11 protein-coding genes are annotated in these 11397 nt (G+C 66.0%); 5 read left to right on the plus strand and 6 right to left on the minus strand.

What is annotated here, in order from left to right; genetic code table 11:
- The first annotated feature begins 5 nt into the window (after window positions 1–5).
- The 4 genes from pgl (at window position 6) to ACESMO_RS11360 (ending at window position 3989) form a co-directional block, all read left to right on the plus strand.
- A complete protein-coding gene (pgl, locus tag ACESMO_RS11345) occupies window positions 6–713 on the plus strand; it encodes a 6-phosphogluconolactonase (protein WP_372708253.1) in 708 nt (235 codons plus the stop codon).
- The gene (gene edd, locus ACESMO_RS11350; protein WP_372708254.1) at window positions 713–2608 is read left to right on the plus strand and encodes a phosphogluconate dehydratase; all 1896 of its coding nucleotides are present in this window, start codon (window positions 713–715) and stop codon (window positions 2606–2608) included. Before pgl ends, edd begins: the two co-directional genes overlap by 1 nt.
- 58 nt (window positions 2609–2666) lie before the next feature.
- Window positions 2667–3644: a glucokinase gene (gene glk, locus ACESMO_RS11355; protein WP_372708255.1), complete on the plus strand. Its 978-nt coding sequence runs from the start codon at window positions 2667–2669 to the stop codon at window positions 3642–3644.
- An 84-nt stretch (window positions 3645–3728) separates the two neighbouring features.
- Entirely contained in the window at window positions 3729–3989 is a 261-nt protein-coding gene (locus ACESMO_RS11360; protein ID WP_372708256.1) for a hypothetical protein, read from the plus strand.
- A 92-nt stretch (window positions 3990–4081) separates the two neighbouring features.
- Here the strand turns inward: ACESMO_RS11360 and ACESMO_RS11365 are convergent, their stop codons facing one another.
- The 6 genes from ACESMO_RS11365 to ftsY all read right to left on the minus strand — a co-directional run bounded on the left by ACESMO_RS11365 (window position 4082) and on the right by ftsY (window position 9046).
- Entirely contained in the window at window positions 4082–4885 is an 804-nt protein-coding gene (locus ACESMO_RS11365; protein WP_372708257.1) for a DUF1295 domain-containing protein, read from the minus strand.
- Between the two features lie 37 nt (window positions 4886–4922).
- A complete protein-coding gene (locus ACESMO_RS11370) occupies window positions 4923–5306 on the minus strand; it encodes a hypothetical protein (RefSeq protein WP_372708258.1) in 384 nt (127 codons plus the stop codon).
- Window positions 5303–6598 (minus strand): homogentisate 1,2-dioxygenase, encoded by a 1296-nt coding sequence (gene hmgA, locus ACESMO_RS11375; protein WP_372708259.1) that lies wholly within the window; start codon window positions 6596–6598, stop codon window positions 5303–5305. Before hmgA ends, ACESMO_RS11370 begins: the two co-directional genes overlap by 4 nt.
- Before the next feature lie 174 nt (window positions 6599–6772).
- On the minus strand, window positions 6773–7393 hold the full coding sequence (locus tag ACESMO_RS11380) for a MarR family winged helix-turn-helix transcriptional regulator (RefSeq protein ID WP_372708260.1): 621 nt from the start codon (window positions 7391–7393) through the stop codon (window positions 6773–6775).
- A 91-nt stretch (window positions 7394–7484) separates the two neighbouring features.
- Complete coding sequence (locus ACESMO_RS11385; protein WP_372708261.1) at window positions 7485–8111, minus strand: inner membrane-spanning protein YciB; 627 nt, start codon at window positions 8109–8111, stop codon at window positions 7485–7487.
- Window positions 8112–8113: 2 nt separating this feature from the next.
- Window positions 8114–9046 (minus strand): signal recognition particle-docking protein FtsY, encoded by a 933-nt coding sequence (gene ftsY, locus ACESMO_RS11390; protein ID WP_372708262.1) that lies wholly within the window; start codon window positions 9044–9046, stop codon window positions 8114–8116.
- A 209-nt stretch (window positions 9047–9255) separates the two neighbouring features.
- Here ftsY and ACESMO_RS11395 point away from each other — a divergent pair, with 209 nt between their 5' ends.
- Complete coding sequence (locus tag ACESMO_RS11395; RefSeq protein ID WP_372708263.1) at window positions 9256–11298, plus strand: NAD(+) synthase; 2043 nt, start codon at window positions 9256–9258, stop codon at window positions 11296–11298.
- The last annotated feature ends 99 nt before the right edge of the window (window positions 11299–11397 follow it).

Here is an 11397-nt window from a genome sequence, read left to right on the forward strand (position 1 = left end):
CCCGCATGACCTCCATCCAGACCTTCCCCGACGACGCCGCATGGGCCGACGCCTGCGCCGCTCACCTGACCGACACGCTCGCCGCCGCCGTTCGTGAAACCGGCAATGCCGTCTTCGCAGGCTCCGGTGGTTCCACCCCCGCGCCGATCTACCAACGGATGGTCCGGACCGAGCTCGACTGGTCCAAAGTCGTCGTCACCCTGATCGACGAACGCTACGTCCCCGAGACCTCGCTCAACTCGAACGCGGCCCTGATCAAACGGATCCTGTCGATCGGCCCGGCCGCCGCCGCCCGCTTCGTTCCGCTCTACCAGTCCGCCATCACGGTCGATCGCGCCGCAGCCCTCGCTACCCATGTGCTGGCGAATGAAGGCGGTAAACTGGACGCTGTTCTTCTCGGCATGGGGGAGGATGGCCATATCTGCTCCATGTTCCCCGGCAGCCCGACTCTGAAGACTTTGCTGACGCCAACGCTCAAGCCTGCGGTTTATGGCGTGCCCCAAGGCCGCCATGGCGCTTCGCCGTCCCTCGAACGCCTGTCGATCAACCTGCCGTATCTGATGACCGCCCGGCGCGTGGTTTTGGCCATCACCGGCCCCGCCAAACGTGCCGTTTTCGAGCGCGAGGCCGCTGGCGATCCCGCCGTCCAGCCCATCGCCGCCCTGATCGCCGCCAACGTACCGCTTGAAGTTCTATGGAAAGAGAAAGCCTGATGACCAATCCTCTCCATCCCGTCGTCGCCGAGGTCACCGCCAGAATCGCCGAGCGCTCGAAAGCCACCCGCGCCGATTATCTCCGCCGCATGGACGCCGCCCGCGACAGCGGTGCCGGCCGCGCCAAGCTGTCTTGCGCCAACTGGGCCCACGCGTTCGCCGGTGCCCCGGTTAAGGACAAACTGACCGCCATGTCGGGGACCCAGCCCAATGTCGGCGTCATCACCGCGTATAACGATATGCTGTCGGCGCATCAGCCGTTCGAACGCTTCCCCCAGATCATCCGCGACGCCGTGCGCGAGGTGAACGCCACCGCCCAGGTCGCCGGCGGCACGCCCGCCATGTGCGACGGCGTCACCCAGGGGCGCCCCGGCATGGATCTGTCGCTGTTCAGCCGCGACGTCATCGCCATGTCGGCCGGCGTCGGTCTGACCCACGACGCGTTCGACGCCGTTATCGCCCTGGGGGTCTGCGACAAGATCGTGCCTGGCCTGTTCATCGGCACGCTGGCGTTCGGCCACTTGCCTGTCGTCTTCGCCCCGGCCGGCCCCATGCCCTCGGGTATTCCGAACGCAGAGAAAGCCCGTGTCCGCGCCCTCTATGCCCAGAACAAGGTCGACCGCGCGACCCTGTTGGAGAGCGAGATCGCCAGTTACCATTCACCCGGCACCTGCACCTTCTACGGCACGGCCAACTCCAACCAGATGATGATGGAGATAGGCGGCCTGCACCTGCCGTCCACCGCCTTCGTCCACCCGGAGACCGGGCTGCGCGACGCCCTGACGGCGGCCGCAGCCAAACGCGCGGTCGAACTGGCCCGCACCGGTCAGGGCCGGATGGCCGACGTCATCTCCGAGAAGTCGATCGTCAACATGACCGTCGCCCTGCTGGCCACCGGCGGTTCGACCAATCACGCCATCCATCTGGTCGCCATGGCGCGCGCTGCGGGGGTACTGATCGACTGGAGCGACATGGACCAGCTGTCGTCGGCGACGCCTCTTCTGGCCCGCGTCTATCCCAACGGCTCGGCCGATGTGAACGCCATGCAGGCCGCCGGCGGCGTCGCCTTCATCGCCCGCGAACTGGCCGGTGCCGGCCATATCCATTCCGACGTCACCACCATCATGGGCGAGGGCATCCATCACTATTTCCAAGAACCAACGCTGATCGACGGCGAACTGGTCTGGAAGGACGGCGTCACGAGCAGTCTCGACACGGACATTCTGCGGCCCGCCTCCGATCCCTTCGATACCGAGGGCGGCCTTCGTCTGGTCCAGGGCGACCTCGGCCGGGCCGTCATCAAGGTCTCGGCGGTCAAGCCGGAGAACCGCATCGTCGAGGCCCCCGCCGCGGTGTTCGAAACCCAGGAAGACGCGCTTGCGGCCTTCCAGGACGGCAAGCTGGACCGCGATGTGGTCCTCGTCCTGCGCTTTCAGGGCCCCCGGGCCAACGGCATGCCCGAGCTGCACACCCTGTCGCCGGCGCTCAGCGTGCTTCAGGACAAGGGCTTCAAGATCGCCTTCGTCACCGACGGTCGCATGTCCGGCGCGTCGGGCAAGACTCCCGCCGCCATCCACGTCAGCCCGGAAGCCTTGGCCGGTGGCCTGCTGGCGCATGTCCGCGACGGCGACATCATCCGCCTCGACGCTGACGCCGGGCTTCTGACAACCGTGGGCGTCCCGGAACTCGCCGCCCGGCCCGCCGCCATGCGGTCCGAGGCGCAGGCCGGGGGTTCGGGCTGGGGTTATGGCCGTGAACTGTTCGCCGCCTTCCGCCATGTGGTCTCGACCGCTGAAGAGGGCGCATCGGTCTGTTTCGCCCCGCCGGTGGGCGCACCGTCCCAGAACGGCACCCAGCCGGACAACAATGTCGTCGATCGCGCGGTGGATGCATAACCTTCCCTCAAGCAGGGAGTCGCCGCGCGGCGACCGATAGGGACAAGAGGAACCCCCGATGACCATCGCCTGGGACAAGACGCTGCTGGTCGGAGACGTGGGCGGCACCAACGCCCGCTTCGCCTTGGCGCACAGGGTCCAGGGAAAGCCGGTTCTGGAGCATCACGACAGCTTCCCCGCCGAAACCTATCCAACCTTCCTGGAGGGCGTACGGGCCTTCATCGACGGTTGCGCCGTAAAGCCGACCGGCGGCGTCATCGCCGTGGCCGGGCCGGTCACTGACGGCGAGATCGACCTGACCAATTCGCCGTGGGGCGTGTCCGAGGCCGAGCTTCGGACCCTGGGTCTGAATCCGGTGCGGCTGATCAACGACTTCGAGGCTCTGGCCTGGGGCGCTCCCGCCGTCTCGCAGGACCATCTGGCGTCGCTAGGCGGTCCAGAGGAGGGCGAGCCGCACGCCGCCATCGCCGTGCTCGGCCCCGGCACCGGCTTCGGCGTTTCGGCTTTGGTGCGCGACATCCATGGCAATGAAATCGCCATGCCGTCCGAAGGAGGCCACGCCTGTTTCGCGCCGGGCGACGCGGTAGAGGACGAGATCCTGCGCATCCTGCGCCGCCGCTATGACCGGGTCTCGATCGAGCGCCTGATCTGCGGTCCTGGCCTTCTGAACATGCACCGTGCCCTGGCCGAGATCGACGGCCGTGAGAGCCATATCGACGATCCGGCCCAGATCACCGCCGAGGCCCTCGCCGATAACAACAGCCCCTGCGGTGCCACGCTGGTCCGCTTCTGCGCCATCCTGGGGGCCGTGGCCGGCGACATCGCCCTGACAACGGGTGCACGCCGCGGTGTCTATATCGCTGGCGGCATTGCCCCGCGCATTCTGCCGTTCCTTCAGGCCAGCCCCTTCCGCGAACGGTTCGAGCGCAAGGGCCGGTACCAGGATTATATGGCCGCCATCCCCACGCATGTGATCCTGCACAAGCACGCCGCCCTGCTGGGGGCGGCCCGCGTGGCCTTCGCCGAAGAAAATTGACGTTCCAACACTTTTTTCTCACGGGACCGTGAACTCAAACGGCGCTTCAGAGTTATTGGATTTCCACTCTGGAAGGATATCCCCATGCGTAAACTGATCATCGCCGCCGCCGCCGCCTTCGCTCTGGCCGGCGTCTCCGCCTGCGAAAGCCAGGCCGACAAGACCGCCGAAGTCCAGGCCGATGCCCTGGAAGAAGAAGCCGCTGCTGCTCCGACCGAAGCCGCTGAAACGGCCCTGAACGAAAAAGCCGACGTAATGGAGCAGGAAGCTGGTAACGCCGACGGCGGCATGACCACCGAGAACACGCCGAACACCTCGCCCTCGACGGCGAATCCGAACCAGTAAGACGCTTAGAGCCAGGGTCTCATGATCCCCGGTTGCTCGTCAGAATGGTCAGCCCCCGTCGCGCGAGCGGCGGGGGTTTCCCGTTTTCGAGATCAGGCTTTATTCGGCGGCCAAGGAATGAAGGCGCTGGTCCGCCGAACGTAGTCTGCATAGGCGGGCTTGGTCTTCGCCGTCGCCTTTTCGGTGATGCCGATGCCTGACCATTTCGTCAGGGTGAAGGTCAGGAACAGGGGTCCCGCAATGGACCAGACGCCCGGCCCAGTCTCGGCCGCGATCAGATATAGGCCCCACCAGACGCAGGCGTCGCCGAAATAGTTGGGGTGGCGGGTGTATTTCCACAGGCCTTTGTCCATGACCTTGCCCTTGTTCTTCGGGTCCTTCTTGAAGGCTGCCAGCTGGGCGTCGCCGATGCTCTCGAAGGCGATGCCGACAACCGCCAGAACCGCGCCCGTCCAGCCGATCCAGCCGATCGCCGGCTCCTGCGCTACCTGCCCCAACTGCACGGGCAGCGACGTCAGCCAGGCCAGCACGCCCTGAGGCAGCAAGACGAACAGCAGCGCCGTCTTGCCGAAGCTCCAGCCCCTGGCCTTCTCCTGGGCCTCGACCAGTTCGACGTAGCGCCCGTCCGCCCCATTCCGCCGCCAGCGCCCCAACAGATGCCAGGACAGCCGCAGCGCCCAGATTCCGACCAGCCACAGCAGCAGCCATTTCCGCGTCGGATCGCCTTCGGTGCGCGGGAAGGTGGCCAGGGCCAGCATCAACATGCCCAGCGGCCAGACCCCGTCGATGAAGCTGACGTCCTTCAGCCTCAGCGCCAGCAGCCACAGCCCCAACATGACGCCGGTGATGATCAGCAGGTTAAGGCCCAGCAGGACCGCGATCTCGGACAATGTCATGACTCAGAAACGCTCGGGCCCGGCCTTTGGATGCGCATCAGTCGACGCAGATCGTGGCCCGGGCCTTGCCGCCCTCGATGGTGGTGTAGCAACCGAAGCGACTGCTGTTCGCCTGACACCGGCCCACGACGGGCGCGCCGTGCGCGGGGGTCGCCGTCGGCTCGGCGCGGCAGTCGCCCAGGCAGTCGGAGCCCGTGGTGCAGCGCTTGCCCGCGTCGGCATAGGAGACGACACATTGCATCGTCTGCGCCCGTCCCTGCGGCGTCATCCGGCCGCCCCGGGCGGCGCACTCGGCGGCCGTAGAGTTCTCGTACAAGGCGACGGCGGGCGGCACGTCGGTCGTGTCGACGATCACCTCCCGGGGCGACATGGGCTGGCAGGCCGAGACGACGACCGCGAGGACCAGAATGATCCGCTTCATGTCACGCGGCCCTTTTCGAAGCCGGTCCACACGTCATCGTAATCCAGCTGCATCGTCGGCGTGGTCTGCGCCCATTCCGTGACGCGGATCGGCATCCGCGTCTCAAACATGAAGGCCAAGGTGTCCGTGATCCTCACCGGCTTCAGATCGGCGGCGACCGCCTTGTCATAGCTGGCCTGATCCGGGCCGTGGCCGCTCATGCAGTTGTGCAGCGATGCGCCGCCGGGGGCGAAGCCGCCTTCCTTGGCGTCGTATTCGCCGGTCACAAGACCCATGAACTCGCTCATCACGTTGCGGTGGAACCACGGCGGCCGGAAGGTCTCCTCGGCCACCATCCAGCGCGGCGGGAAGATCACGAAGTCGGCGTTGGCGGTCCCCGGCGTGTCCGACGGACTGGTCAGGACAGTGAATATCGACGGGTCCGGATGATCGAAGCTGATGGAGCCGATCGTGTTGAACCGGGCCGTGTCGTATTTGCAGGGCGCGTTGTTGCCATGCCAGGCGACGACGTCCAGCGGGCTGTGATCGAAGGTGGTGACGTACAGCCGCCCCCCGAATTTCTGCACACATTCGGTCCGGCGATCCACGTCCTCATAGGCCGCGACAGGCGTGAGAAAGTCCCGCGGATTGGCCAGGCCGTTCGAGCCGATCGGCCCCAGGTCCGGCAGGCGGAAGGCCGCGCCATAGTTCTCGCAGACATAGCCCCGGATCGGACCGGTACACTCGACCCGGAACCGCACGCCTCGCGGAATGACCACGATCTCGCCCGGCCGGGCGTCGATGCGGCCCATCTCGGTGACGAAGGCCTGATCGCCCTGCTGGGGCACGATCAGCAGTTCGCCGTCGGCGCAGTAAAAGACGCGGTCGGTCATCGACCGGTTGGCGGCGTACAGATGGATGCCGGTCCCGGTGCCCGCATCGGCGTCGCCGTTGCCGCCATAGGTGACCAGTCCCTCGACCCAGTCGGTCGGCTCTGTCGGCATCGGCAGCGGGTCCCAGCGCATCCGGTTCGGCGACGGCGGCACCTCGTGGAACGGACCTGACCGAACCCTGCCTTGGGGGAAGGGCTTGTAGGCCGGATGCTGGGCTGACGGCCGCAGGCGGTACAGCCAGCTGCGGCGGTTCTCGGACCGAGGTGCCGTGAAAGCCGTCCCCGAAAGCTGTTCGGTGTACAGGCCCATTGGAGTGCGCTGGGGCGAGTTGCGCCCCTCAGGCAAGGCACCGGGCTCGGCCTCCGTGGCGAAATGGTTGCCGAAGCCGGACTGGTATTGGGGCGCGCTGGTTCGCGTCATATGTGTCTCCCTATCCCGACTTACCCCTTCTCCTCTTGCGGGAGAAGGTGCCGAAGAGGGCGGATGAGGGGTCTCGCGGTGGTCGCTGGTTCTAGGGTGGTCGCTGAGGCCGGCGCGACCTCTCATCCGTCAGCCTTCGGCGGCCACCTTATTTGGCGAGGGGGAGAAGCCATGTCAGGCCGGTTCGAGCGCCTTGGCCTTCTTGGGCTTGGCGGCCTTGGCGGGCTTTTCAGCCTTCGGCGCCTTGACCGGCTTCTCGCCCTTCTTCATGGCCTTTTCAGCCTTCTTCGCCTCGCGCTGGGTCTTCTTGATTGTCCGGGCTTCGGCCTTGGCCTTGTCCGGCGCGGCGTCGGCCTCGCTGGCCAGTTCGGCCAGCAGGCCGAGGAACCCGTCGCGCTTGCCTTTGGGCAGCAGGGCCAGGATCCGCTTGTCCGCCGCCTCGACCTTCGGTCGGGCCCCGTCGAGCGCGGCCTGACCGGCTTCCGACAGGCGCACCGCCTTGGCGCGGGCGTCCATCGTGGAGCGCTCGCGGTCCAGCAGACCCTTGGTGGTCATGCGCGACACCAGGTCGGCCAAGGTCGAGCGGTCGATGCCGGTGGCGCGGACCAGATCAGTCTGGGTCAGGCCGGACTTCTGGGACACGGCCTCCAGGACCGCGAACTGGCGCTGGGTCAGGCCGTCCGCACCCGTTTCCTCGGAATAGATATCGAGTGCCAGTTGAAGCACGCGGTGCATCAGATGGCTGGGCGAAGCGGCGAGGCTTCCCGAGCGTTTCTTGTTTCCAGACTTCACCATGAACGCTTATCCTCTCGATCTTGACCGTATAGCTAGCAGCCGCGTTTTACGGTTTGACGACGGATCAAACGCGCGCGCGAATTCGAGGTTGCTACAGCCCGGGGTCCGGTGAGATGGGACCCGGCACCTCATCCTTCATCATGTGTTTGAGAATATAGGGAATCTGGCTCAGGCCGAAGATCATGGCGGCGACCCATATGACCCCTCGAAACGCCATCCAGGTGTCGTCGCTCTGGGTGCGCCAGACGATCTCGTTGGCGATGGCGATCGTTGCGAAATAGAGGCCGTAGCGCAACGTCAGTCCACGCCACGCATGGTCGGTGACGCGGATCGAATCACCCAGCAGGTATTTGAACGGGTAGCGTTTCAGCGGTAGCGACCCCAACAGAACCACGGCCAGAAGGCCATTCTGTACGCTGAGCTTGATCTTCAGCACGGCGGGATCGTCGAAGACGATTGTCATGACGCCGAAAATCAGGGCGAGTCCACCGACCAGCATCGGCAGGGGGGCGAGACGCTTCTCGACCAGATAGCCGACTATCAGGGCGATGGCCGAGGCGGCCACCAGCACCCACGTGGCCTGGACCAGGGCGTCGGCGCCCTCGAGACCGCGCGCGCGATGCGCGACATAGGCGACGCCGAAGGCGATCAGGGCGCCGAAATCGACCGCCTGACGGATCCAGGCGCGGTTTTGGGTTGGGGTTTGCGTGTCGGTCATGCTCAGTCTTCCAGCCCCACCAGCGATCTGGAAAAGGCTCTGGCGTCAAAGTGTTGCAGGTCGTCGATGCCTTCGCCCACGCCGATCAGCTTGATCGGGGCGTCCGAAGCCTGGGCCACGGGTACCAGCACACCGCCGCGCGCTGTGCCGTCCAGCTTGGTCATCACCAGTCCCGAGACATAGGCGGTGCGGCCGAATATCTGTTCCTGGGCCAAGGCGTTGCGGCCCACGGTGGCGTCCAGCACCAGCAGGGTCTCGTGCGGGGCGTCCGGATCGATCTTCTTCAGCACCCGAACGATCTTGAGCAGTTCGTCCATCAGGGCCGATTTGTTCTGCAGCCGGCCGGCGGTATCGATCAGGACCACGTCGAAATCCTCGGCCTTCGCCCGGGTATAGGCGTCGAAGGCCAGACCCGCCGGATCGGCGCCGTCGCGGCGGCTCTCGAACGTCGCCCCGGCCCGCTCGGCCCAGACCTTGAGCTGTTCACGCGCCGCGGCCCGGAAGGTGTCGCAGGCGACGATCATGACCTTTGCGCCCTGACCCGTCAGGTCGGCGGCGATCTTGCCAAGCGTCGTGGTCTTGCCCGAGCCGTTGACCCCGACGAACAGGGTGACGAAGGGGCGGGGTCCGTTCAGGGGCTCATAGCGGGCTTCATGCGAAACCAGTTCGGCGGCGACGGCCTCGGCCAGCGCCTCCTTGACCTCGCGCTCAGAGACCTTGCCGAACCGCAGGTCCCGAAAACGGGCGACGATGCGGTCGGTGGCGGCGGGGCCGAGATCGCTTTCCAGCAGATGCTCTTCCAGCCCTTCCAGCGCGGCCTCGGAAAGCGGTTCCTTGACGAAGGTGGCGACGACCTGTTCGGTCATCTGCTTCGAGGAACGGGAAAGCCCCTCGCTCAGCCGCGAGAGCCAGCCCTTTTTCGGCGTATCTTTCATGCAGCGGGCTTAGCGGGTTCGTTCGGCAAAATCACCCAATCCGTAAAAGACTCGCAGCCATTAAATCCGCTCATCCCCGCGAAAGCGGGGACCCGGTTATTTGGCCGGGCGGTTTTGCCCTATATGAGCACAAGCGGCGGTCCAATCCGCCGGCGTCAAGCTGGACAGAACTGGGTCCCCGCTTTCGCGGGGATGAGCGGAAATCTTTTATGGCCGAAGCCCACCCGTTCCATTCGCCCCGCACCCACGGCTTCGTCCGCGTCGCCGCAGCCACTCCGGTTGCGCACACCGCCGACCCTGTGGCCAATGCGCAAGAACACATCGCCCTGATCAAACAGGCGGGCGAGCAGGGCGTGGACCTGATCGTCTTTCCCGAACTGTCTTTGAGCGGTTACGCCATCGACGACCTGCTGATGCAGGACGCGCTGCTGGCCGAGGTGGAACGGCAAATCGCGGTGGTGGCCGAGGCCGCAGACGTCGCGGGGGTGATCGCCGTCGTCGGCGCTCCGGTCCGCAACGGCGACGCGCTCTATAACTGCGCCGTGGTTCTGGGTTCGGGGGCGGTGCTGGGCGTCGTGCCCAAGACCTATCTGCCGAACTATCGCGAGTACTACGAAAAGCGCTGGTTCGCGCCGGCCGCCAGCCGGTCCGAAGACTCAGTGATCCTGAACGGCGAAACGGTCGATTTCGCCCCGGGCCTGATCTTCGAGGCTGCGGACAGGCCCGGCTTCGTTTTCGCGGCTGAAATCTGCGAGGACTTCTGGGCTCCGCAGCCGCCGTCGACGCGGGCGGCGCTGGCGGGCGCGCGCATTCTGCTGAACCTGTCGGCGTCCAACATCGTCATCGGCAAGTCTGACGAGCGCGCCGTGCTGTGCGCCAGCCAGTCGATGCGGACCCTGTCGGCCTATGTCTTCACTGCCTCCGGCTGGGGTGAAAGCACGACTGACCTGGCCTGGGACGGGCAGGCGACGATCCACGAGCTGGGCATCAGACTGGCCGAAGGCGAGCGGTTCGCACTGGAATCGCACCTGACGATCGCCGATGTGGACGTCGAACGGATCGGGCTGGACCGGCTGCGCAACGGCACCTTCGCCGACTGCGCGCGGATCGAGGGCGAGCCTGCGACGGTCGTGCCGTTCGAGGCGGCGGAAGATATTCCTCCCCCATCGGGAGGATTGCTCCGCCCGCTGGACCGCTTCCCCTTCGTGCCGGACGATCCGGATCGGCTGGACCGGGACTGCTACGAGGCCTTCAACATTCAGGTCCAGGGCCTGATGCGCCGGATGAAGGCGACGAACGGCGAGCGGATCGTCATCGGCGTTTCGGGCGGTCTGGATTCGACCCAGGCGCTATTGGTGGCGTGTCGCGCCATGGAGCGACTGAACCTGCCGCGCTCCAATGTGCTCGGCTTCACCCTGCCCGGGTTCGCGACGTCGGAGGGGACGAAGGCCAACGCCTGGGCGCTGATGAAGGCGCTGGGCGTCACGGGGGCGGAGATCGACATCCGTCCCGCCGCGACCCGGATGCTGGGCGACATCGGCCACGCCTTCGCCATGGGCGAGCCGGTGCACGACATCACCTTCGAGAATGTGCAGGCCGGTCTGAGGACGGACTATCTGTTCCGTCTGGCCAATCAGCACGACGCCTTCGTGCTGGGCACCGGCGACCTGTCGGAACTGGCACTGGGCTGGTCGACCTACGGTGTCGGCGACCATATGAGCCACTACAACGTCAACGGCGGCGTGGCCAAGACGCTGATCCGGCACCTGATCCGCTGGGTGGCGGACAAAGAGCAGGCGGACGGGGTGGCCAAGGTGCTGAACGCCATTCTGGACACGGAGATTTCGCCGGAACTGGTGCCAGCCAAAGACGGCCGGATCCAGTCAACCGAAGCGACCGTCGGCCCCTACGCGCTGAACGACTTCTTTCTGTTCTACATCACCCGTTTCGGCCTCAAGCCGTCCAAGGTGGCCTATCTGGCGCATCAGGCCTGGAAGGACGCCGCGACTGGAGACTGGCCGGTCAACACGCCGGAGGACGAACGCGTCGCCTACGATCTGGCGACCATCAAGGGATGGCTGCGGAAATTCCTGTTTCGGTTCTTCCAGACCAGCCAGTTCAAACGCTCGGCCCTGCCGAACGGACCCAAGGTCGTCACCGGTGGCTCCCTGTCCCCCCGGGGCGACTGGCGCGCCCCGTCGGACGCCACGGCGCGAGTCTGGCTGGACGAGCTGGAAGCGAATGTGCCGTGAGACGGGGTGGCGAGTGGCGAGTGAGTTATGGTGAATTGACGGCGCGCGGAGGGCTTCCCTGGTGGTTGTTCGAGCGATTGCTCACTCGCCACTCGCCAC

Origin of the sequence: Brevundimonas sp. (assembly GCF_041688735.1) — a bacterium.
Taxonomy (GTDB): Bacteria; Pseudomonadota; Alphaproteobacteria; order Caulobacterales; family Caulobacteraceae; genus Brevundimonas.